Annotated in this window: 24 protein-coding genes and 2 pseudogenes; 20 read left to right on the top strand and 6 right to left on the bottom strand. The window is 39.4% G+C overall.

Annotation, left to right across the window (positions count from 1 at the left end; translation table 11 throughout):
• Window positions 1–96 precede the first annotated feature (96 nt).
• From WYK_RS09485 to phoU, 5 genes are all read left to right on the top strand, one after another.
• Window positions 97–1,053, top strand: a complete 957-nt coding sequence (locus WYK_RS09485) for a PstS family phosphate ABC transporter substrate-binding protein (RefSeq protein ID WP_040374257.1) — start codon at window positions 97–99, stop codon at window positions 1,051–1,053.
• 109 nt (window positions 1,054–1,162) lie between these two features.
• Window positions 1,163–2,110 (top strand): phosphate ABC transporter permease subunit PstC, encoded by a 948-nt coding sequence (pstC, locus tag WYK_RS09480; RefSeq protein ID WP_040374256.1) that lies wholly within the window; start codon window positions 1,163–1,165, stop codon window positions 2,108–2,110.
• Window positions 2,110–2,991, top strand: a complete 882-nt coding sequence (pstA, locus tag WYK_RS09475) for a phosphate ABC transporter permease PstA (RefSeq protein WP_040374255.1) — start codon at window positions 2,110–2,112, stop codon at window positions 2,989–2,991. The genes pstC and pstA overlap by 1 nt, the downstream gene beginning before the upstream one ends.
• A 30-nt stretch (window positions 2,992–3,021) precedes the next feature.
• Complete coding sequence (pstB, locus tag WYK_RS09470) at window positions 3,022–3,843, top strand: phosphate ABC transporter ATP-binding protein PstB (protein ID WP_040374254.1); 822 nt, start codon at window positions 3,022–3,024, stop codon at window positions 3,841–3,843.
• Window positions 3,844–3,869: 26 nt separating this feature from the next.
• Window positions 3,870–4,520 carry a phosphate signaling complex protein PhoU gene (gene phoU, locus WYK_RS09465; protein ID WP_040374253.1) on the top strand — a complete coding sequence of 217 codons (651 nt, stop codon included), beginning with the start codon at window positions 3,870–3,872 and terminating at the stop codon, window positions 4,518–4,520.
• Between the two features lie 120 nt (window positions 4,521–4,640).
• On the opposite strand, the gene WYK_RS23280 is transcribed toward phoU, so the two are convergent.
• On the bottom strand, window positions 4,641–5,075 hold the full coding sequence (locus tag WYK_RS23280; protein WP_051387406.1) for an endolytic transglycosylase MltG: 435 nt from the start codon (window positions 5,073–5,075) through the stop codon (window positions 4,641–4,643).
• Window positions 5,068–5,448, bottom strand: coding sequence for a hypothetical protein (locus WYK_RS09455; RefSeq protein ID WP_040374252.1), 381 nt, complete (start codon window positions 5,446–5,448; stop codon window positions 5,068–5,070). Before WYK_RS09455 ends, WYK_RS23280 begins: the two co-directional genes overlap by 8 nt.
• 373 nt (window positions 5,449–5,821) lie before the next feature.
• On the opposite strand from WYK_RS09455, the gene WYK_RS09450 reads away from it, so the two are divergent.
• The 5 genes from WYK_RS09450 to WYK_RS09430 all read left to right on the top strand — a co-directional run bounded on the left by WYK_RS09450 (window position 5,822) and on the right by WYK_RS09430 (window position 9,339).
• On the top strand, window positions 5,822–6,427 hold the full coding sequence (locus WYK_RS09450; RefSeq protein WP_040374251.1) for a hypothetical protein: 606 nt from the start codon (window positions 5,822–5,824) through the stop codon (window positions 6,425–6,427).
• Between the two features lie 115 nt (window positions 6,428–6,542).
• On the top strand, window positions 6,543–6,692 hold the full coding sequence (gene rpmG, locus WYK_RS09445; RefSeq protein WP_040374250.1) for a 50S ribosomal protein L33: 150 nt from the start codon (window positions 6,543–6,545) through the stop codon (window positions 6,690–6,692).
• A 52-nt stretch (window positions 6,693–6,744) separates the two neighbouring features.
• Window positions 6,745–7,326, top strand: coding sequence for a 5-formyltetrahydrofolate cyclo-ligase (locus WYK_RS09440; RefSeq protein ID WP_040374249.1), 582 nt, complete (start codon window positions 6,745–6,747; stop codon window positions 7,324–7,326).
• A 70-nt stretch (window positions 7,327–7,396) separates the two neighbouring features.
• Complete coding sequence (locus tag WYK_RS09435) at window positions 7,397–7,600, top strand: hypothetical protein (RefSeq protein ID WP_051387405.1); 204 nt, start codon at window positions 7,397–7,399, stop codon at window positions 7,598–7,600.
• 194 nt (window positions 7,601–7,794) lie between these two features.
• Window positions 7,795–9,339, top strand: coding sequence for a rhomboid family intramembrane serine protease (locus WYK_RS09430; protein ID WP_081704836.1), 1,545 nt, complete (start codon window positions 7,795–7,797; stop codon window positions 9,337–9,339).
• Here the strand turns inward: WYK_RS09430 and WYK_RS09425 are convergent.
• A complete protein-coding gene (locus WYK_RS09425; RefSeq protein ID WP_051387404.1) occupies window positions 9,334–10,185 on the bottom strand; it encodes a hypothetical protein in 852 nt (283 codons plus the stop codon). The two genes, WYK_RS09430 and WYK_RS09425, sit on opposite strands and share 6 nt — an antisense overlap.
• Window positions 10,186–10,322: 137 nt before the next feature.
• Between WYK_RS09425 and WYK_RS09420 the strand changes: the two genes are divergently transcribed.
• From WYK_RS09420 to WYK_RS09405, 4 genes and pseudogenes are all read left to right on the top strand, one after another.
• Window positions 10,323–10,526, top strand: coding sequence for a YqgQ family protein (locus WYK_RS09420; protein WP_040374247.1), 204 nt, complete (start codon window positions 10,323–10,325; stop codon window positions 10,524–10,526).
• A 12-nt stretch (window positions 10,527–10,538) separates the two neighbouring features.
• Window positions 10,539–11,507, top strand: coding sequence for an ROK family glucokinase (locus tag WYK_RS09415; protein WP_040374266.1), 969 nt, complete (start codon window positions 10,539–10,541; stop codon window positions 11,505–11,507).
• A gap of 96 nt (window positions 11,508–11,603) precedes the next feature.
• Window positions 11,604–13,432: pseudogene (locus tag WYK_RS09410) on the top strand (LTA synthase family protein).
• Between the two features lie 265 nt (window positions 13,433–13,697).
• Window positions 13,698–14,825, top strand: coding sequence for a YqgU-like beta propeller domain-containing protein (locus tag WYK_RS09405; protein WP_040374246.1), 1,128 nt, complete (start codon window positions 13,698–13,700; stop codon window positions 14,823–14,825).
• A gap of 58 nt (window positions 14,826–14,883) precedes the next feature.
• Here WYK_RS09405 and WYK_RS23915 read toward each other — a convergent pair whose 3' ends face one another.
• A complete protein-coding gene (locus WYK_RS23915) occupies window positions 14,884–15,057 on the bottom strand; it encodes a DUF2759 domain-containing protein (RefSeq protein ID WP_040374245.1) in 174 nt (57 codons plus the stop codon).
• A gap of 373 nt (window positions 15,058–15,430) precedes the next feature.
• Between WYK_RS23915 and WYK_RS09395 the strand changes: the two genes are divergently transcribed.
• Window positions 15,431–16,057, top strand: coding sequence for an MBL fold metallo-hydrolase (locus tag WYK_RS09395; protein ID WP_040374244.1), 627 nt, complete (start codon window positions 15,431–15,433; stop codon window positions 16,055–16,057).
• Window positions 16,058–16,085: 28 nt separating this feature from the next.
• Window positions 16,086–17,174, top strand: coding sequence for a class I SAM-dependent methyltransferase (locus WYK_RS09390; RefSeq protein ID WP_040374243.1), 1,089 nt, complete (start codon window positions 16,086–16,088; stop codon window positions 17,172–17,174).
• Window positions 17,175–17,286: 112 nt separating this feature from the next.
• Here WYK_RS09390 and WYK_RS09385 read toward each other — a convergent pair whose 3' ends face one another.
• Both WYK_RS09385 and WYK_RS09380 read right to left on the bottom strand, forming a co-directional pair.
• Window positions 17,287–17,529: a DUF2626 domain-containing protein gene (locus WYK_RS09385; RefSeq protein ID WP_040374242.1), complete on the bottom strand. Its 243-nt coding sequence runs from the start codon at window positions 17,527–17,529 to the stop codon at window positions 17,287–17,289.
• A gap of 89 nt (window positions 17,530–17,618) precedes the next feature.
• Window positions 17,619–18,311 (bottom strand): helix-turn-helix transcriptional regulator, encoded by a 693-nt coding sequence (locus tag WYK_RS09380; RefSeq protein WP_040374241.1) that lies wholly within the window; start codon window positions 18,309–18,311, stop codon window positions 17,619–17,621.
• Between the two features lie 201 nt (window positions 18,312–18,512).
• On the opposite strand from WYK_RS09380, the gene WYK_RS09375 reads away from it, so the two are divergent.
• From WYK_RS09375 to comGC, 4 genes and pseudogenes are all read left to right on the top strand, one after another.
• On the top strand, window positions 18,513–18,905 hold the full coding sequence (locus tag WYK_RS09375; RefSeq protein ID WP_040374240.1) for a Spx/MgsR family RNA polymerase-binding regulatory protein: 393 nt from the start codon (window positions 18,513–18,515) through the stop codon (window positions 18,903–18,905).
• A 114-nt stretch (window positions 18,906–19,019) separates the two neighbouring features.
• Window positions 19,020–20,093 carry a competence type IV pilus ATPase ComGA gene (gene comGA / locus WYK_RS09370; RefSeq protein WP_040374239.1) on the top strand — a complete coding sequence of 358 codons (1,074 nt, stop codon included), beginning with the start codon at window positions 19,020–19,022 and terminating at the stop codon, window positions 20,091–20,093.
• Window positions 20,080–21,111: a competence type IV pilus assembly protein ComGB gene (gene comGB, locus WYK_RS09365; protein ID WP_040374238.1), complete on the top strand. Its 1,032-nt coding sequence runs from the start codon at window positions 20,080–20,082 to the stop codon at window positions 21,109–21,111. The genes comGA and comGB overlap by 14 nt, the downstream gene beginning before the upstream one ends.
• Before the next feature lie 30 nt (window positions 21,112–21,141).
• Window positions 21,142–21,294: pseudogene (gene comGC, locus WYK_RS09360) on the top strand (competence type IV pilus major pilin ComGC); the annotation flags it as partial.
• Window positions 21,295–21,628: the final 334 nt, after the last annotated feature.

The raw sequence follows: 21,628 nt of genomic DNA, 5'->3' as shown, positions 1-21,628 counted from the left end.
TTACTGAACATTTACAATCAATTAAAACCTCCTTTACAGGAGAACGGTATTCTTGGGTTGTAGGACAAAACAACTAATCTTTCAGGGGGAAAAAGAATGAGACGGTTTAAGTTTTGGGCTTTAACAGCAATGGTAAGTGGTGTGGTTGCTTTATCGGCAGCGTGTGGTTCGAACGAAGGAGATACAAACGCATCATCATCCAATCAATTAAACGGTGAGATTGCGATTGATGGATCTTCTACTGTTTTCCCTATCATGGAGGCTGTTTCTGAAGAATATATGGGCGTCCAGCCAAACGTAAGAGTAAGTGTCGGTGCATCAGGTACTGGCGGCGGATTTAAGAAGTTTATCGCCGGTGAAACGGACTTAACAAATGCATCGCGTCCGATAAAAGATGAAGAGAAAGCAGAGCTTGAGAAAAAGGGTATCGATTATACCGAATTAAAAATTGCCTACGACGGCATATCGATTGTCGTTAATAAAGAGAATGATTTTATCGATCATCTTACAGTTGATGAACTAAAGCAACTTTGGAAAGATGATAACGGAAAAGTTAAAAAATGGTCTGATATCCGCGCTGAATGGCCTAAAGAAGAGATTAAGTTCTATTCTCCGGGTACAGATTCAGGAACATATGATTACTTTAACGAAGTAATTTTAGAAGAAGAACCCATCGTCTCGAATGCAACCCTTTCAGAAGATGACAATGTCCTTGTTCAAGGTGTTGAAGGTGATAAGAATGCAATCGGGTTCTTCGGATTTGCCTATTACGCTGAAAATAAAGATAAACTAAAAATTGTAAAAGTTGATAACGGAAGCGGTGCTGTGGAACCGACTCATGAAACGATTAAAACGGGTGAATACGCGCCGCTTTCCCGTCCTCTCTACACATATATAGCCAATAAGGCGGTTGCTGATAAAGAACAAGTAGCTGGGTTTGCAAAATTCACCATTGAGCATGCTGGAGATCTTTCAGAGGAAGTTGGGTACGTAAGCCTTCCTGAGGAAGATTACCAAACAGATTTAGACAAACTTAAGGAACTCGAGAAATAATAAACGGCAGGGCGGCGTTTAGCTGCCCTGATTTAACTTGGATGATAGTTTTGCGAAAGCATTAGCATTTTCATACTTATGCTTTCGTGGCAGGGAGGGGTTTATCGGTATGGCTGTGAACCATGGTAGTGAACAATCAATACAGAAAATGATTTTTGAAAAAAAACAACAAAAAAATAAGCGGTGGAATGTTGAAAAAATCATCCCGTTTTTATTATTGATAACGGCAGCCATTTCTGTTTTAACAACAGTCGGGATTGTTCTAACCTTAGTATTTGAAACATTTACTTTTTTTGAAAGAGTTTCCATTATCGAATTTTTTACAGCAGATAAATGGTATCCATTTTCAGCTACAGCAGCATCATACGGAATTATGCCGCTTATCGTTGGAACCTTAAAAATTGCGTTCATTGCGGCTCTAGTGGCTGTTCCAATTGGACTCGCATCAGCCATTTATTTGAGTGAATACGCTTCGGAGAAGGCAAGAAGAATCATTAAGCCGTTGTTAGAAATCCTTGCCGGCGTTCCGACCATTGTCTATGGTTTCTTCGCTTTAACGTTTGTAACACCTCTTCTCCGCGATTTATTCCCGGGGCTTGAGATCTTTAATGCACTCAGTCCTGGAATCGTGGTAGGAATCATGATTATCCCAATGATTGCTTCATTATCAGAAGATGCAATGTCCTCAGTACCTCGTTCGATTCGTGAAGGAGCTTATGCGATGGGGGCTACGAAGTTTGAGACAGCCATTAAAGTAATTCTTCCGGCTGCTCTATCAGGAATCATTGCCTCAGTGGTTCTTGCCTTATCTAGAGCCATAGGTGAAACGATGATTGTCTCAGTGGCTGGGGGGTCAACACCTTCTATGAATATGGATGTTACCTCATCCATTCAGACAATGACTTCTTATATCGTTCAGGTTAGCACGGGAGATGCAGGGTTCGGAACGACCATTTACTATAGCATCTACGCAGTCGGAATGACGTTGTTTGTTTTCACTCTTCTCATGAATATCCTTGCTCAATTTATATCCCGTAAGTTCAGGGAGGAATACTAATGGATAGATTAATCAATAAAGAAAATGTCAGCCGGAGAATGACAGGAAGAATCTTACTGAATCTTATCTTTAAGGTACTGTTTCTTTTAGCAACAATGTTTGGCTTATTCGTTTTAGGTGTGCTGCTCTATCGAATATTCACTCAAGGAATCGGCTCATTATCGATGGACTTCTTTACGAATTTTGCTTCAAGAAAACCCGAAGAGGCTGGTATTAAAGCAGCGCTAACCGGGACGATTTGGCTGATGGGGGTTGTCACACCTGTTACGCTGATACTTGGAGTAGGGACCTCGTTATATTTAGAAGAATATGCACCTAAAAATAAAATGACGACGTTTATTCAAATAAATATCTCCAATCTTGCAGGGGTTCCTTCGATTGTGTTTGGGTTATTGGGTTTAACCATTTTCGTCCGAGCGTTTGCGATGGGCCAATCGGTCCTTGCAGCTGGACTTACAATGAGTCTGCTCATTCTTCCTGTTATTATCGTAGCTGGTCAGGAGGCCATTCGAGGAGTACCTAAAGATCTTCGTGCCGCATCATACGCTATGGGGGCAACAAAGTGGCAGACAATCGTCAGAGTAGTACTGCCAGCAGCGATTCCCGGTATCATCACTGGAGCGATTTTGGCTCTCTCTCGGGCAATTGGAGAGACAGCGCCGCTCGTTGTAGTGGGCATCCCGATGTTTATCGCCTTCCTGCCAAAAACAATATTTGACACGTTTACAGTCCTGCCTATGCAAATCTATAACTGGACATCGAGACCACAGGAGGAATTCCAAGCGGTTGCAGCAGCTGGGATCATTGTGTTGATGGTATTGCTCATCTCTATGAATTCAGTCGCCGTGTTAATACGAAATAAGTTCCAAAAACGCTACTAGGATATGAGATATAAAGAGGAGGATTTGTCGATGAATGCTGTACTAACCAAGGAAAAACAACAAGACAGTCATGGTAGAAACGAAAGTCTTACTCAAAAAGAAAAAGTATATGAAACAAAGGGATTAAATTTATGGTATGGAGAAACCCAAGCACTAAAAAATATTAATCTAGACATCTATCAGAATGAAGTGACAGCAATCATTGGGCCATCTGGCTGCGGGAAATCAACGTACATTAAAACGCTGAACCGAATGAGTGAGCTGGTTCCCAGTGTCCGAACTTCCGGCACGATTGCATACCGGGGCCGTAATATCCTTGATAAATCATACAAGGCTGAAGATTTGCGGACACAAGTCGGAATGGTCTTTCAGAAACCGAACCCGTTTCCTAAGTCAATCTATGAAAATGTTGCCTATGGTCCAAAAATCCATGGCATTAAAAATAAGAAGCTGTTAAATGAGATTGTTGAAAAAAGCTTGCGGGGTGCAGCTATTTGGGATGAAGTGAAGGACCGTCTGCATGAAAATGCCTATGGACTTTCCGGCGGACAGCAGCAGCGGCTTTGTATCGCCCGCTGCCTTGCGATTGAGCCCGATGTAATCTTAATGGATGAACCAACATCCGCTCTGGATCCTATTTCCACACTTAAGGTGGAAGAACTCGTTCAAGAATTGAAAAAGGATTTCAGTATAATTATTGTCACTCACAATATGCAGCAAGCAGCAAGAATTTCTGACAGGACAGCTTTTTTCCTAAATGGAGAAGTCATTGAATTTGATGAGACGAATACCATTTTCTCGAAGCCAAATGATCAACGAACCGAGGATTATATAACAGGACGTTTTGGTTAATTCATTTTAGAAAAGAGGTAGTGTGCATGGTCGTTAGGGAGAAGTTTGAATTAGAATTACAGGAATTAAAGGACATGCTGATTGAACTATCTGCATGTGCAGCTCATTCCATTCGGGGATCATTTGAAGCGCTTGAGAAGCAAGACATGGAGCTGGCTCTTGAAATCATTGAACGAGACGAACGAGCAGACTTGTTAGAAGAAGAAATTAACGAATTTGCCATCCAGTTAATTACTAGACAACAACCCGTGGCCATTGATTTAAGGCGAATTATTGCGGCAATTAAAATCGCTTCTGATATTGAACGAATGGCCGACTTTGGCGTAAATATTGCAAAGGCAGCTATTCGGATTGGTGAAAAACCGTTTATAATGCCGCTGACTTTGTATAAGGAAATGCATGATGTCACACTTGAAATGATGAATTTATCCATTCAGGCATTTAAAGACGACGATGTGGTACTGGCGAGGAAAATTGTCTTCATGGATGACAAAGTCGACATCCTATATGGACAGTGCATGAAAGAACTCCTAAAGCTATCTCACGAAAATATCCAACAGGTAACCCAGCTATCCTTAATAGCTCGTTTCCTTGAACGGACAGCAGATCATACAACCAATATTGCGGAAAACATTTATTATCTTGTACGGGGAAGATACCTGGACCTCAATGACTGAAAAAACTCGATCAGCTGGCCACATCGTTGTGATGTGGCCATTGTTATTGGAAACAGCCAAAAAGTGTTATACAACAAAAAAGACTGTCGAGGGTTCTCGACAGTCTGAAATGCTTTGTATTTATTTGGTAATGGTTTTTGCGATTTGTTCAATGGACATTTCTTTGGAGAGGATAAAGGTACCGACCTGAATATGGTCGTGGAGTTTATCTCTTCGTAAGTAATTAGTTAACGTTTCAGCGTTAAGGATGATGTGTTCGTTGACGAGCTTATTGGCTATTTGTTGGGAAGTCATCCCTGGCTTGATTGTCAGGCTATAGTTGATGGCTTTTTCCACTTTTTCAGCCTTAGGCTTAGGTTGTTCAACTGTTTTTTTCTTCTCAATTTGTGACGGGTCTTCAATCGTATATCCTTTTTTCTCGAGAAGTGCCGTTGCTTCTACGACTGTTACTTCATGCGCGGTTTCCTCTGGTTCAAGGAAAAACAGATAGCCAGTGATGATGGCTGTAGAAAAGGTAATGCCGGCAGCAAATGCCTGTATCGTTGCTTTATTCATAAGTAGAACCTCTCAATGACTTTTCAATGATTTCTGTAATGATCTCTGTTGAGAGAGTTGATTGGGCAGAAATTTGCTTGAGAGAAAGTCCTTGTTGATAGAGAGATAGAACTTGATTCTTAAGAATTTCATTAATTGGCGCCTGTTGTTTCTTTGTTTTTTGTGCAGGCAAGGGGGACATAGGGAAATCTTCTACTAAAAATTCTTCTTCAAGAATTTTAATCTTTTTCTTTAATAGATAGATATCCTGCATATGGGTAAGTGTAAGTTGTTCCAAGTCTTCTTCTAGTTTAGCTACCCGATCCTTCTTAAAAAAAGCAGCAATAAAAAGGATAATGGCAAGTGAAAGAAGGCTTAGTAAAAGTGTATTCATTGTTTCACCTCAGCTGTTGTATTCTTGATCTAAATCTATCATACACATTTTTCGAAAAAAGGGGTATATTTCCTTGCAACTACAGCGATTTCTGGAAGGAATTTGTCGAAAGTCTTCAGTAATGTAAAGAAAGTAAGGAAAATAAAAAAAATTTTTGCATTTAAGTCGCTATGCATAGACAACGGAGAAAAATCGACAAAATGTGTTTATTGTTCAAAATGTAGATAGATGCTACGATTAATACATCAAAAAGGAATAGTTTTCCTTTATTAGTTTATTATTACTGTTTATGCATTGGTGGAAATATGAAATTGTCTGCTGAAGTTGCCATTCGAACGATTTGAAGCGCTTACAAACAGGAGGGGGTTAGCTAATGAGTACATTATCGGCTTATAAAACAGCGGAGCGAGAGGGTTACCGGAGAAATTTAAGGGCTGGATTGTGGATGGATGGCAGCTTTGATTGGTATCGTGAGGAGGATAATGTTTCCGAGAACCAGGGGGAAATACGTTCGTTTAGTCAATCATATAGTAAAAAGGAAATTTCGTTTATAAAATTTACGATTAATAACCGCTCAAATGCCATCATTACTCCAAAGATTGTCTGTCATTACGAAAATGCACAAGAAAGACAAGCTGTAGCCTTTTATAGTCCGCATGAACAAGCCATTCTTCATGTCGGTCAACAATCAATTGCGCTGCTTGGCGGGGTCGTCAGAGGGAGAGGGATTTCTCAATACTGTATTCAGGGAAAAGGAAGTCTCTATCAGCATGGGTGCTTTAAATCGCTTAAGGAAGGCCTTCTTCTCTACTCACCATTGGCACGGGGGGAAGTCACAAGTGTTTTTTCATTAGAAACAGAAATTATGCCGCAAGAATGTATTGAAGCCATCGCATGGGTCATTCATTCGGCAACAAAAGAAGAAGCTAAAATCCTTCATACCGAGCTGCTTAGCCAAGCAGATAGCCTAGCAATATAAATATTTCTGCATAGTTATCATTCTTCCTAAAAAACATACTAGCATTTGATTGAGAAAAATGCTATCATATAAAAGTCTTATGTGAAAATGTCAATATGTTTGGAGGGAAATACACATGCGCGTGAATATTACGTTAGCTTGCACTGAATGTGGAGACCGTAACTATATTTCTAAAAAAAATAAACGTAACAATCCCGATCGTCTTGAGCTTAAAAAATATTGCTCTAGAGAAAAACGTAACACGGTCCACCGTGAAACAAAGTAAACAACAGGATTTTTCCTGTTGTTTTTTTTATGTTTTTTAAGGAGGATTAAGAATGGATTCTAAAAGAAACGTTCGGACATGTATGAAGAAACTGTTACAAACCATGTCTCAGTCAGACTATTGCAAGCGGTCAGCATGCATCGCTGAAAGCTTGTACCAAGAGAGCGAATGGCGGCAGGCCCAAATAATCGGGATTACCGTATCGATTTTCCCAGAGGTAGAGACCAAAGCAATTATCGCTCATGCATGGAATCAGGGAAAAAAGGTCGCAGTTCCTAAATGCGAGGCACAGCTAAGGCAGATGGATTTTAGAATCTTAACAGATTTCTCTCAGCTTGAATGTGTTTATTCTGGATTATTAGAACCTCGTGTCGATCAAACAGTTTATGTACCCCCAGAAGAACTCGATTTACTCATTGTACCAGGATTAGCTTTTGATGTGCGGGGTCACCGTCTTGGATTTGGCGGGGGGTATTATGACAGATATCTTTCAAGATATACCGGTAACACCCTTTCATTGGCTTTTAAAGAGCAGGTAATTACGCATTTCCCCACTGAAAACCATGACCTCCCAATTGGTAAGATTATCACCGAGGAACAAATCTTCAAATGTCTGAAAAACGAAACGGAATAAATTTGGAATACATATCCAGTTTAAAAATAGTCATCCCTGACAAACTACGTGTGAGGAGGGATGAAATCAATTGAAAACAATAATAAGAATAATCATGATTGGAACAGCGATTTACTATGGCTATCGTTATCGATATAAACTAATGAACACCGTGTTATCTAATCCCTGGTTACGAAAAATGCTTGTTTCAGGATCATTGAGTCTGCCGTTTATGAGAAATCAAATGATGCATTCCGTATTCAGCTCAGCTCAGAAGGACTTTGGAATTAAGTGACTACAAAAGGTCTTGTCGACATGATAAGGCCTTTTTGCTGTCTAGGAGATGAGAGGCAAACTACTGGACAGTCATTTATTATCTTGTTCTTCATAGACTATTCAGACGTTTTTGATTTTTACTTTTTGGTGACTTTCGTCTATCATTAAAGAGTACTAGAAAACGGTGACATTGAGAAAAGGGAGAAATAGAAAGTGGGGAAAGCTTTGGGATTAAATGAGGATTATCTTTTTTGGTCGATGATCAAGAAACTTTCTGCCGGATATGGCTATAGAATCATTACCTTGACAGAAAATCACCAAGAAATTTGGTTGGAAAATACACATGAAAAAAAACACCCTGTGATACGATTGATGCGGCATGATCTTGATTGGGCGAGCTGGTTAAATCGAGATATTGAAAGAACAAGCCTTAATGGTGAAAAAATCAGACAAAAACTGTATAAAAAACCTCTTGAGGTTCTCAATATATATGTTACTTCGTTTGCACCAGTGGATGACTATGAATTTACTCGGAAGCCAACCATTAATAATAAAACGACCATCCATACCTTTATTTTGGAAACAGATGCGTTTAATGAAAGAATTGAGGAACTTCAACAGATCCTTTCTAAATCGCTATCCATTGAACTTCCGGGTTCTGGCGAGGTACAGGCAGAAGAAATCGACGAAATTAAACAATCCGCATTGGCTGAATCAGTAAAAATGGCTAAACAAGAGCAACAACTTTTCCAACAGGGGAAGCCGTTTTTTACTTATATATTAATGGCCATACAGATTGCGGTTTTCATAATCATGGAATTCAGCGGCGGCAGTACGAATACGAAAACATTAATTGATTTTGGTGCTAAGTATACACCGCTCATGCTTCAGGGAGAGTGGTGGCGCTTTTTCGCACCGATGGTGATACACATCGGTTTCTTCCACTTAGCGATGAATACTCTTTCGTTGTATTTCATTGGAGCTGAAGTAGAGAGAATCTTTGGAAGGACGCGTTTTTTACTTCTTTATGTCTTTGCTGGGTTTGCAGGAGTAGTGGCGAGCTTTATCATGTCTCCAACAGTTTCAGCTGGAGCAAGCGGTGCGGTATTCGGCTGTTTCGGTGCTTTATTGTATTTTGGACTTTCGCATCCAAAGCTGTTCATGAGAACCATGGGAATGAATGTCGTTGTTTTAATTGTTATTAATTTGGGTTATGGCTTTTCTGTCGGCAATGTTGACAATGCTGGACATATTGGCGGGTTAATTGGCGGCTTCTTAGCTTCCGGAGTTCTGAATCTGCCAAAAAGCAAACAGCTAGTTAAACAGCTGGTTTTTGCTGTTGTAACAGTCGGTTTAACCTTTTTCCTTCTTCATTATGGGTTTAGTCAGCCTAAAGCCTCAGAAAGCAATGATCAAATTATGACGGTCGTGGCTGCTGATTATGAAGAAAAAGGTGAAATTGAAAAGGCAAAACAAATGCTTTCAGCGTATACGGAAGATTTTAGTGAGGCCCCTTATTCTTATTTTTATTTAGCTACGATTGAAGCAAAAGCAGGAAATCTTGAACAGGCAGAAGTTTATAACGTAAAAGCGATTGAACAGAAGCCTGACTTTCCTGATGCGCATTACTATTTAGCTGTCATCTATCTTGAACAAAATAAGCTTGAACTGGGGTTAGAGCAGGCTGAGAAAGCAGCAGAGCTTAACCCCGAGGATAAACGCTATCAAGAACTTATAGAAAAAATTAAAGGGTTATAGCTGCTGCTTTAATAAGAGTGGTGTTCCATCTCCAGCGGTAAGTAAGATGAACAGCTCACGATGGTTACTATCAAGTAATAAAAGAGGAATGGTACTATTTTGTGGCTCGACCACGGTGCCGTCCTCTTTTTTTATACCAAGAATATAGTTCTTGTAAAGACCTTCCCAAAGCCTGCCGATAATTTCCTGCTGACGAGCGGGAGGAAAAGACGCGAAAAACATTTTATGTTCTGAGGGTAAAGACGTCAGCGGGAGAACAGTGTAGCGTTTTTCATCCAGCTTAAAGGCATTCAAACCATTGGTAAGTGCGTGCTGCGTTACTGCTTCTAGATTTCGATCAAGGGCTGTTTTCCACTCGCCTTGGTCATTTGAAATAGGGTTGGCAAACGATTGAAATGGATCTGTTTTGGAGTGAATAATATAGAGATGAGCATCTGTCATGGTCTGCACACTGGTATATTTGTTATTTGGATGTGCTTCAGCAAAATGAAAGCTGACATTCTGAAAAATTCCGCTCTCACTTTGCTTTTGGCGGTCCTCCTGTGAAAGATATGCGGTGTTTTGCTTCCAGTCTCTTAATACCTTAATCAGTTTCCCATTTTTATAAAGCAGGGCAATATCCTGACGAAGAAATACAGGCTCTTTGAGCGATGATTCAACACGTAAGGCTAGATTATATCTCTTACCCGATTCACTGGCAGTAAGATGTGTTGAAGCGCTCTGAAAGCTTAGTGAGGGGTCAATCGGAAAAAAATTAATGGTTTCCTTGGCAGGTTGATACGTATAAAGTAAAAAAGAAATAATAACCGCCATGAAGATGGCCATATACACCACACGCTTTTTCATCATTCGCCTCCAAACTCACTGAATGCTAAAGGATATGTGATTGTCCACTTATTTATGATAGTTATAGTACTTGAGAGTTCTTACTTATATCGCTTATACTTTACTAGTATGATTCAGACTTAAAAGAGGTCGATGAGATGAAAACAATCTATGATATACAGCAGTTTTTAAAACGTTTTGGTTTTTTTGTTTATTTAGGAGACAGGGTCGCGGAGTATGAGCTAATGGAAGCTGAAATTCGCGAATTATACCAGATGCAGATGATTGATATAAAGGATTATCAAACAGCGATCCTGTTATTAAGGCATCATATTACCTTAGAAAAGAAACAGAAAAAATGAAAAAAGGTGACGATAATGGATAAATGGCTGATGGGTGTCGATTTAGGCGGAACAACAACAAAGCTTGCGATTATTAGTAAATACGGAGAAATCTTTCACAAATGGGAGATTCCTACGGATATTTCGGAAAACGGAAAGTATATTACTACGAATATTGCGAAGACCATTGATGAAAAGCTAGAAGAATTAGGAATGGTCAAAAGCCAGCTGCTTGGAATAGGAATGGGTGCTCCTGGTCCTGTTGATGGAAGTAATGGGTCCATTTATGAAGCTATTAATTTGGGATGGGTTGATTACCCGCTTAAGGATTTATTAGAAGTAGAAACCTCCCTGCCTGCAGTTGTTGAAAACGATGCCAATTTGGCCGCACTGGGTGAAATGTGGAAAGGTGCAGGAAATGGGGCAAAAGATTTAATTGCTGTAACGCTCGGAACGGGTGTGGGCGGCGGTGTAATCGCTAATGGCATGCTTGTCCAAGGTGCGAGCGGTGCAGCAGGAGAGATTGGTCATATTACGGTGGTTCCTGAAGGCGGAGCGCCTTGTAATTGCGGCAAGAGTGGTTGTCTTGAAACGGTTGCTTCCGCTACGGGTATTGTCAGACTAGCTAATGAAGCACTTTCAACGGACGATGGCCATTCAATCTTACAACAAAAGATAAATGCAGGAGAACCTTTATCTTCACGGCTGCTATTCGCTTGCGCAGCGGAGGGAGATTTGCTGTCTAATGAAGTTATAAACAAGGTAAGTTTTTATTTAGGCATGGCACTTTCTCATACCGCAAATGCACTGAATCCTGAAAAAATTGTCATCGGGGGCGGAGTCTCACGAGCAGGTGAACAATTGGCAGCTCCAGTAAGAGAGGCTTTTGAGCGTTTTGCATTTAAGCGTGTGAGTAAATCAACAAGTATTAGCATTGCTACTCTTGGCAATGACGCTGGTGTAATTGGTGCAGCTTGGCTTGTTAAAAAATTATATTCTTGATCAAGACTCATTCTTCATGGTTGGGGATACAATAGAGGGGTGATGATTTAGAATAACAGACAAGCAAGGGGGAACAAGTTGAAACGATTTCTATTTATGTTTAAGCCTTCGCTGTTTGGTCTCTCTGTATGCTTTCTTTGGTTAAAAACATACATTGCCTATCAAACAAGCTTTGAAATAAGCATCGATAATTGGCTGCAAGCCCTCATTTTGTTTATTAATCCCCTTAGCTTTTTATTACTTGTTCTCGGAATCAGTCTGCTATTAAAAAATAGACAACAAATCCTCTATTTGTTGTCCGTTAACTTTATTCTTACCGTTATTTTATTAGCTAATATCATTTTTTACCGTTTTTTTCTGACTTCATAACGCTGCCGGTTTTGTTTCAAACCAGCAATATGAATGATTTGGGAGGCAGTGTAAAGGAATTAATCAACTACTCAGATTTTCTTTACTTTGCAGACTTTTTTATTTTGCTTTTCTTTATACAAAGGAAGCAAGTCACTCGGAGCTATACCAGTAAACAACGTAAGGTTTTTACTATGCTTGTTCTTAGTATTACCTTTATTCATTTAGGGATGGCGGAACTAGCACGTCCGCAGTTGTTGACACGGAGTTTTGACCGCGAAATGTTAGTGAAGAATATTGGAACGTATCATTATCATTTATATGATGCGTATTTGCAATCGAAGACATCTGCACAGCGGGCCCTTGCCGATGGCAGTCGTTTAACCGATATTGAGAACTATATACAAGCAAATCAAAAGGAACCAAATCAAAAGCTTTTTGGAGCGGCATCAGATAAGAATATAATCATGGTCTCTATGGAATCACTTCAAAACTTTGTCATCGGCGAGCGTATGAACGGTGAGGAAATCACCCCATTTCTGAATGCTTTTATAAAGGAGAGCTATTATTTCACCGATTTTTATCAGCAAACTGGTCAGGGAAAAACGTCTGATTCTGAATTTTTAGTGGAAAATTCACTTTATCCATTAGGAAGAGGCGCGGTATTCTTTACTCATGCGCAGAATACTTTTCAAGCATCACCCGCTATTCTAAACGAAGCAGGTTATTATACAGCAGCACTGCATGCCAATAATAAGAGCTTTTGGAATCGTGATTTAATGTACCAGTCCCTGGGATATCAACACTTTTATGACAATACTGCTTATCGAATCAATGCGGCTAACTCAGTAAACTGGGGACTAAAAGATAAGCCCTTTTTTAAGCAGTCGATTGCCCATTTACAAGCAATGCCGGAACCGTTTTATGCAAAGTTCATTACATTGACGAATCACTTTCCTTTTACGTTAGACAGAGAAGATCGAAGTATTCCAGAATATACATCCGCATCAAAAACATTAAACCGCTATTTCCCTACGGTTCGCTACATGGATGAAGCGATTGAGCAGTTTATCACGGATTTAAAGGAAACGAATTTATACGAACATTCAGTTATCGTCTTGTATGGGGATCATTATGGAATATCTGACAATCATAATGAATCCCTTGAGCAGTTTCTTCAGCGGGAAATTACTCCTTTTGAGACGGTTCAGCTTCAGCGGGTACCATTGATTATTCATATTCCGGGTCAAACCGGGCAAACGATTGATAAGGTATCTGGGCAAATCGATTTGGAGCCGACAATTCTTCATTTACTTGGATTGAAGACGGAGAACAAGCTGCAGTTTGGAAACGATTTATTTGCAGAAGACAAATTGGATTTTGCTGTCCTTAGAAACGGATCCTTTATTACTTCAGAATACGTCTATACCACTGATACTTGTTATCAAAAAGAAACGGGAAAGTTGATTGATATTTCCTATTGCGAGCCATTTATGGATAAAGCGAAACAGGAGCTAGCACTGTCTGATCAGTTAGTTCAGGGAGATTTATTACGTTTTTATCTAGAGAGGGACTAGAGGTTCAGAAGAAATATTTCTGGACTTTTTTTCTTATGAGGATTTTTTTATGTTTTTCTTGATTTTAAGGGCATTCTGAACTTTTTTGTTTTATAATTAAAGCGAAAGAATGGTCGCAAGATGGATACTTGCACAGCATTAGCTATTCCCTTTCGTTAGGGAAGGTTACTTGTTATTGCTGGTTGAAGCTGCTTGCGCTTTTCAATAGGGGGTGTGAGAGATTAACGTTGAAGAAACATCACACTGCCAGTTGAAGCAGCTCGTGATGTCTATATGGACTGTTCGCTTAATTCTGTCTATGGCATTACTCTCCAGCTTATTTCTTTTAACGTCCTGCGAGTCAGAAATCACTCACAAGGAGCCTGTAGAAGATAACCCCCGGCAAGAATCTTTACCATTAACTGACCCTGATAATCTGAAGATTCCCGTTATCGAAAGTGAGAAAGTTGATAAAGTATATGGTTGGCTGGATAACGAAACCATTTTGTATAGTGTTCAGCAATCAAATCGTAAAGAAGCAGTCATAAAGACGTGGAAAATGACTGAAAAGGCAGGAGAAGAATTTCATTATCCTGCAGAGCAGATTATTGATGTTTCAATCAGTCCCGACCAATCTTTTGTTCTTGTACACACTGCTTCGACTGCGGATACCGCCAGTCTTGTCATACTTACACATACCGGCGATGTTCAATATTCCTTCTCAATCCCGTCTGTGGAATTGACCTATGAATGGAATATCTATGAACCAGGCACACTTTTTTTGTCTGGATTTAATAGAGATTGGTCATATACAAGTTATATTGTTAATGGTGGAAAGAAAAGCTTGGAAACGGTAAAAGCACCACAGCCTTTTTTACAATGGGGCAGTAAGGATGAGATTTGGTATTTAGATTGGAATGAAGAGCAGCCTAATCTAACTGCACCGCTGTTTAAGCAAAATCTGGCAGATGCACAGAAAAAAGGCATCATGCTTGATATTATTTATTTTAAGAAAATGAAACATTCGTATTTTGTCATTCGAGACGAAAGCGAAACATTCAGCAAGGCTACTTATACGTTCTATAATGAAAAAAATCAATCACTTGCGGCATTTAAAATACCGCATTTAAAAAACTTCTCGGATTGGTTGATTCCTTATTATGATTATAATGAAACAAAACAAACTCTTTTAACCTTTGCACCGGATAAAGCTGGAAATGTCGATCAATACACAGGAAGCTTTAGCTTACTTTCTTTCAATTGGAAGACGGGTACACAAGAAAAAGAAATGACTCAGCTCGAAAATGAGCCTTTAAGCTGTTCACAGAATCAAGATTGGTGTTTATACGGGTATCAATTCGAAAACATAATTGATATGAATGGTAAAGAAGTCTATCCGCTTTTTAAACAATAAAAAAGGTAAACAAAAGAGCATGGTGATCCATGCTCTTTTGTTTACCCTATTTGTGTACTTAGTGTGCAACTGGGAAACCGCTGTTAATTAACGTCATCACTGTAAACCATCCAAAGACAAGCGCGCTGCCTCCGCCAAAAATGATTCCAAGAATATTTCTTTCTTTAAGTGAGGAAATTGTACCGATTATGCCTAGAATCGCAACTAAGCCTAAAACAACCATTAAAACCATCGTTATGCCCCCTTTGTTCAATCTGAATACTACTCTTTTGGACCACTGAACTTTAGAATGCCCAGAGGTGTATAAAATCTACCTATAAATATGTAGAAAGATTGCGTTCGCTCTTATTTTAATGGTTTTTATTCCATTTGTCGAGATTATTAGTGATCACTTTGTGTAACAATATCCATTTTTAAAGGATCGTGGAAAAAGGTTCAGTCCTAATTATGCTTACCGCCGACCTTAAAGCGGAACTAACATTTACATAAGAGCTCGAGCGTTAACCAACACATGAGGGACCTTATTTTTGAAAGCACATCTTAAATTATGATGTGAAGTAGTGTAAGATGATACTAGATAATGAAACTAATGGAGATGAATAGAAGTGAAATGGAACCAAATACCGCTCGGCCCTTTGCAAACAAATTGCTACCTGCTTTCAAATGAACAAGAGTGTATTATTTTTGATCCTGGTGAAGAAGGTTCAAAACTGATTCAGTTGATTCAGCAAAAAAAGCTAAAGCCGATTGCCATTCTCCTGACACATGCTCATTTTGATCATATAGGGGCACTGGATGAGATTCGTGAATTTTATAATATTCCAGCTTATCTTCATCAAAAGGAAGAAAAGTGGCTGATGGATCCTTCTTTAAACGGCTCCAAATCCTTTTTAGCTGGACAATCTATGCAAATGAAGCCCGCAGATTTCCTATTAACTGATGAAACTGAACTAGAGCTTGGCAGTTTTGTGTTTAAGCTGTTTAAAACACCAGGTCACTCACCAGGAAGTGTTTCTTATTATTTAGAGAGTGAACGCATGCTGTTCTCTGGTGATGTATTATTTAAAAATAGTGTAGGCCGTACGGATTTACCTGGGGGGAACGAAGCTCAATTAATGAAGAGTATCAATCAACACTTAGTAAATCTTTCTGCTGACACAATTGTCTTTCCAGGACATGGTCCAGTTACGACCATTGAAGATGAAATCGCAAGCAATCCGTTTTTGAGATGAGAGAAATGAAGGTGAAAGGAAAGGGAGAATGGATGACTATCTTCGTAAATTAATAAGAAGTAAGCGAGATCAAAAAATTACGTATAGTGAATATATGGAGGCGGCGCTTTATACACCCGAAAACGGTTATTATATGAAACCGGGAACGAAGATTGGGAAAACTGGGGATTTCTATACCAGCTCAAATGTGTATAATGTGTTCGGATCGTGTCTAGGGAGATGGACGGCTAAGGTTATCAGGGAAGCCAAGCTCACCCCAGGAATTCTTGAAATAGGGGGGGGAACAGGAAAGCTGGCTTTTGATCTTCTTTCCAGCCTTAGAAGGACGGACTCTGAATTATTTAAACAGCTTACTTATACGATTATTGACAGTAGTCCCTTTCATCAGTCAGAGCAAAAAGAGAGATTAGCTGAATTCACGAACGTTACCTTTCTGGAAGAAATACCTGCATCATTAAAGTTTACGGGGATTATTGTATCGAATGAGCTTTTCGACGCATTACCTGTTCATGTTATTGAGAAGAAGCAGGGGGTTCTTAATGAGGTTTTTATTAAAGAACACGATGGAAGGTTCTTTGAAACGTCAGAGCGTTTGTCAGATAGTAGAATTCAAGAATATATCCAATTACAAAGCATTGAATTAGCGGAGAATCAGCGATTTGAAATACCGATAAAGATGGTTGATATGATTTCGACGATTTCTAGCACGCTGGCTAAAGGTGTGGTGGTCACATTTGATTATGGCTATACCCAACCTGAATGGACTGAAGCTGTTCACAAGAAGGGGAGCCTGAGGGGGTATTATCGCCATCAACTGGTTGAAGATATTCTCCAACAACCAGGTCAAATGGATCTCACTACTCATATCCACTTTGATGCCTTGCAGCACTATGGTGAACGTGCCGGCCTACGGTTTGAGCGCCTCCAATCACAGGCTGATTTTCTAATCGGGGCTGGTCTTTTCACAGAACTTGAAGATCATCAAAACTTAAATCCCTTTTCAGATACTGCCAAAAGGAATCGAGCTATACGCAGTCTGGTGATGCCTGGAGGAATTAGTTCCTATTTCCGAGTGATGCTTCAGAGTAAGGGAATACAGGGGAAATTAAGCGAATAAAGAGTCCAGCACTCAAAAAAAGGCTGTCTTACATGTGTAGACATGTTAGACAGCCTTTTCTTGAATAATAGAAAACTCATGAAACCAAGGTTTCATGAGCTATGTAGGCTTTTTAGTGAGCCGCACCCGGTGTCATCATAAATACGGTATAATAACTAAATCCTACAAAGAATACAGTTAAATACGCCCCAAATACGTAGATATACATGCGTTCAGAAAGCTTTAAATAACTTAAAAGTACAAAAAATCCAGTTTGTCCGAAGAAAAGTAAGGACATTTCATGCATATGGCCTAAATAGAAAAATACCGCCATAATTCCAGTCCAAAAACCGCAAACCCTGAACATACGATCCATTGTGTAAACCTCCCCTTTTTTCCCCAATGATGGTAATCACTAAATAATTATAAATGACTTGATGATACGATGTAAAGCTAAGTTTGTATCTAGTCCGTAACAGAAGCACGATATGAGCATAAATCACAGCCATTAACCATGTTCTCATTCTCCACTAACTGAACGTTTGTAAATACTGAATTAAACATGCCAAGCAGATAGGCATTATGCATAGAACATATGGTGCTGCTATTGTTCTTGGCCAATTCTTTAAATGGACAATTATGGATTTGAAAATAAATTGTGGTCTGGTCATCGCTAATTTGAAACTCCGGACTAAAACCAGCGAGTGTAGCTGCATTTTTGACTATAGCAAGCTTGTCATCGAAAGTGAGATACGGTTGTGCTGACATGGTTTGCTGTTTAACCAGTTCAGAACCAAAGGCACGACCTGTTTCAAAAAGAGCTTTTTCTCCGGCTTCTCCAAGAGACATCATGCTTTCAATCGCGATCTTTGCTAAAAGCTGATAATCGCGGTACGGGAAATGCAGCTGAATTACTTCATCCGCTAATTTATAGGTTCTGCCTGGCCGGCCGCCTTTGCCGGTCTTTTTCGTTTCTGAAGTAATTAAACTCACATCTTGGAGTTTAGTTAAATGCATCCGGGCAACATTTGGATGAATCTCAAAAGCGTCCGCTATTTCTTGCACAATGACCTCTTTGTGCTGTTTCACAATGTATTGATAAATGTGATAACGAGTTGGGTCAGCTAATACATTTGTGATTTTTAACGTTTGTTCCATTCCCTCACCTCATACTGCTCTTTCAACCATTATAATACAGTACTGGTTACATTGGAATGAAGTTACATAAGAAGAATGGAAACTATGCCTAAATTTATAAAAAATATTTTTGAATATTTCGTGCAAATAACTGTACAAAGTTTATACAAAAGTTATACAATGGCTACAATAGATAATTAAATGAAATGGAGAGTGTGACGCATGAAAGAATTACTCTTTTTTTCCTATCCAAGCTGTACCTCTTGCCGAAAGACTAAGAAATGGCTGACAAGCAATCAAGTTACTTTTCAAGAACGGCATATTTTCCGCGCTGGACCGACACCAGATGAATTAAAGAAGATTCTTGCCTTAACAACTGAAGGGTTGGATGAAATTCTAGCTACAAGAAGTGAAACATTTAAACGCTTAAATATTAATATGGACGAAATGTCCTTATCAAATGTCCTCCAATTATTAGCAAGTGAACCAAAGCTGCTGCGCCGTCCGATTATAACGGATGGAGAAAAATTAATTATTGGCCATAACGCAGATGCCCTTAAGAATCTGCTGCATTCGAAGCAGGATACAAGGATGAACCTTTGCCTAAGTTACTAGATAGCTAGATTAAGTGCCTCCAAAAAAAATGGGGGTTTTTTTTATTTTTCTTGCAGGAATTTGGCGGGAAGGGTCGAAATTAATCATTACACTAAATATGGAGGTGATTTATGATTGGAATCGATTGAAAAAACTGCAGACAGTATTTTATCTCGTGCCGTCCGTTTATCTGCTTCGGACATCCACATTCTACCCCGCAAAGAAGGACCACTTGTACAATTTCGCATCGATAACAAGCTCGTTCCACAAGAAGTACTGACTCAAGATGAGTCAGATCGGTTAATCTCACATCTGAAATTTTTAGCATCTATGGATATCGGAGAAAAGAGGCGCCCTCAAAGCGGTGCATTAACAATGAATCTTGAAAGCCGGATGGTAGGTCTTCGATTGTCGACCTTGCCAGGCACCTACTCAGAAAGCCTCGTTATTCGTTTAATCCCTCAGCAAAGTATCTTACCTCTCGAACAGCTGTCCCTTTTCTCTACTACCGCCAATAAACTAATTGCCCTCCTGAAGCATTCCCACGGAATGATAATATTCACTGGACCTACAGGCAGCGGCAAGACCACGACCCTCTATTCGTTACTTCATCATGCTAGAGACATGATTAACAGAAATGTCATCACACTCGAAGACCCCATTGAAAACGAATCAGAAAATGTTCTCCAAGTACAAATTAATGAAAAAGCAGGAATTACTTATTCTGTCGGACTAAAAGCCGCTTTAAGACATGATCCTGATATTATCATGGTTGGTGAAATCCGCGATGCGGAAACGGCCAAGATTGCCGTCCGGGCAGCCATGACGGGTCATTTAATTCTTACAACCATGCATACTAGAGATGCAAAGGGTGCGATTTATCGATTGCTTGAATTCGGTGTCAGCTCGATTGAAGTTGAACAGACCCTGATTGCCATCACTGCACAAAGACTGGTTGAATTACACTGTCCTAGCTGCGGAAGCAGTGGATGTACCCCAGAATGCATGCTTCAAAAACGCGCTAAACGGGCAAGTGTCTATGAATTGCTATATGGAAAAGAGCTGATTGAAGCCTTAAAGGCAGCCAAGGGTGAGACGCATCAGGCAGGCTATAGGCAGCTAAAACATGAAATCAGTAAGGCCATCGCTTTTGGATACATTGAAGCGGAAGAATATGAACGACTGGTGTATGAACATGAAACGAAGTAAATGGAAAATGACTGAACAGGCTTCGTTTCTATTAAAGCTGGGCGAATTGCTTGAGTATGGCTATTCGCTCTCCGACGGAATTCAGTTTTTAAAATTCCAAGAAACCAAAAAGAAAAGACTGGACTTGGATGAAGCCGTTGAAGAGTTGATGAGGGGGTATCCTTTTTATGCAGTCTTAACCGCATTAAAGTTTCATCCACAGCTCATTAGTTTTATTTATTATGCCGAGCAATATGGCGATCTATCACGTGCACTGAAGGAGGCAGGCACCTATTGGGAGAAAAGATCTTCTGATATGGAGAAAATTCAAAAGCTGTTAGTGTATCCCGTATTACTGCTTCTATTTGTTGGCGGCGCGTTTTACATGTTGCAAGGCGTATTGCTGCCGCAGTTCGAAGTTCTTTTCTCCTCAATGGACGCGAAAGAAAATGGTTTTTTAGCATTCGTCAGACTTGCCTCGTCTTTCCTTTCTTACCTGCCGTATATTCTTGGAGCGGCGGTCATACTTGGTTTACTCCTCAGACAATTCTGGTATATGAAGCTTTCACCCCTTAAACGCCGCCTATTACTCTTAAAGATCCCCATATTAGGTCCATTCATTAAACTGTATGAAACTCAATTTTTTGCAAGCCAATTTAGCAGCCTTCTTTCGGGCGGGTTGTCATTGAAGGAAAGCATTTTGTTATTTTCAGAAAATCAGCAGCAGCCTTTTTATAAAAATCTCTGTTTAATCATTAAAAATGAGCTGACGGAAGGTAAGCCTCTTGAAGACATTCTAAAAGCGATGCCGTACTTTGATAAAAATTTTAGTATTGTCGCCGCAAATGGTTTGAAATACGGTCGTCTGGATCAAGAATTGTTTCATTACAGCCGTTATCTATTGGAAAAGATTGAGGAGAGGATGACGTTAGCGATGCGAATCGTCCAGCCTGCTTTATTTTCGATTGTCGGCATCCTAGTCATTTCCATCTACCTGGCTGTTTTATTACCTATGTTTTCTTTAATGAAAGATATTTAACTAGGGGGAATCGTAATGCTGCGAAAAATAATGAAAAGAGTAAAAAATGAAAAAGGATTTACATTAATTGAAATGCTCGTCGTATTAATGGTTATTTCCATTCTATTAATCATTACGGTTCCAAATATTACGAAGAACCAGTCTTCCATCCAAGAAAAGGGGTGCGAGGCATTTGTTAAGATGGGTGTGTATAATACATCCCTTTAATAATGATGAGTTTACAAATGATTTTATACATAGTCAAATAAATAAAGATCAAATTACATATCACTGTTAATTAACCAATGTTATAATATATTGGATAATATTGATAAAATTAGTGTTGACTGAGAAAACACAACTGTTATTCAATAAAACTATTCACCAAGTTGGTATACATAATATGGAATACTAGTTAAGGGAAGAGGAAGTTTGTTGGAATTATTAGATGTACAGTCTACTTTAAGAGAGTTTGAACTAGAGAGATATAACATACATAATCTATTAATTAAAGTGTTAAGAGTTGCTCAATACAGAT

The sequence above is a fragment of the Peribacillus psychrosaccharolyticus ATCC 23296 genome (assembly GCF_000305495.1).
Classification (GTDB): Bacteria; Bacillota; Bacilli; order Bacillales; family DSM-1321; genus Peribacillus; species Peribacillus psychrosaccharolyticus.
The sequence above is the reverse complement of the archived record's forward strand: the minus strand, read 5'-3'. Positions and strand labels throughout refer to the sequence as shown.

Excerpts from the sequence above, each read along its gene's own strand:
- phoU (WP_040374253.1), top strand. The coding sequence starts at position 3,870 with ATGGTCGTTAGGGAGAAGTTTGAATTAGAATTACAGGAATTAAAGGAC.
- WYK_RS09425 (WP_051387404.1), bottom strand. The coding sequence starts at position 10,185 with ATGAAAAAGCGTGTGGTGTATATGGCCATCTTCATGGCGGTTATTATT.
- WYK_RS23915 (WP_040374245.1), bottom strand. The coding sequence starts at position 15,057 with ATGGTTTTAATGGTTGTTTTAGGCTTAGTTGCGATTCTAGGCATAATC.
- WYK_RS23280 (WP_051387406.1), bottom strand. The coding sequence starts at position 5,075 with ATGAATAAAGCAACGATACAGGCATTTGCTGCCGGCATTACCTTTTCT.
- WYK_RS09405 (WP_040374246.1), top strand. The coding sequence starts at position 13,698 with ATGTCTATATGGACTGTTCGCTTAATTCTGTCTATGGCATTACTCTCC.
- WYK_RS09440 (WP_040374249.1), top strand. The coding sequence starts at position 6,745 with ATGGATTCTAAAAGAAACGTTCGGACATGTATGAAGAAACTGTTACAA.
- pstA (WP_040374255.1), top strand. The coding sequence starts at position 2,110 with ATGGATAGATTAATCAATAAAGAAAATGTCAGCCGGAGAATGACAGGA.
- rpmG (WP_040374250.1), top strand. The coding sequence starts at position 6,543 with ATGCGCGTGAATATTACGTTAGCTTGCACTGAATGTGGAGACCGTAAC.
- WYK_RS09450 (WP_040374251.1), top strand. The coding sequence starts at position 5,822 with ATGAGTACATTATCGGCTTATAAAACAGCGGAGCGAGAGGGTTACCGG.
- WYK_RS09375 (WP_040374240.1), top strand. The coding sequence starts at position 18,513 with ATGAAAGAATTACTCTTTTTTTCCTATCCAAGCTGTACCTCTTGCCGA.
- WYK_RS09420 (WP_040374247.1), top strand. The coding sequence starts at position 10,323 with ATGAAAACAATCTATGATATACAGCAGTTTTTAAAACGTTTTGGTTTT.
- WYK_RS09385 (WP_040374242.1), bottom strand. The coding sequence starts at position 17,529 with ATGGATCGTATGTTCAGGGTTTGCGGTTTTTGGACTGGAATTATGGCG.
- WYK_RS09390 (WP_040374243.1), top strand. The coding sequence starts at position 16,086 with ATGGATGACTATCTTCGTAAATTAATAAGAAGTAAGCGAGATCAAAAA.
- WYK_RS09380 (WP_040374241.1), bottom strand. The coding sequence starts at position 18,311 with ATGGAACAAACGTTAAAAATCACAAATGTATTAGCTGACCCAACTCGT.
- comGB (WP_040374238.1), top strand. The coding sequence starts at position 20,080 with ATGAAACGAAGTAAATGGAAAATGACTGAACAGGCTTCGTTTCTATTA.
- pstB (WP_040374254.1), top strand. The coding sequence starts at position 3,022 with ATGAATGCTGTACTAACCAAGGAAAAACAACAAGACAGTCATGGTAGA.
- WYK_RS09455 (WP_040374252.1), bottom strand. The coding sequence starts at position 5,448 with ATGAATACACTTTTACTAAGCCTTCTTTCACTTGCCATTATCCTTTTT.
- pstC (WP_040374256.1), top strand. The coding sequence starts at position 1,163 with ATGGCTGTGAACCATGGTAGTGAACAATCAATACAGAAAATGATTTTT.
- WYK_RS09485 (WP_040374257.1), top strand. The coding sequence starts at position 97 with ATGAGACGGTTTAAGTTTTGGGCTTTAACAGCAATGGTAAGTGGTGTG.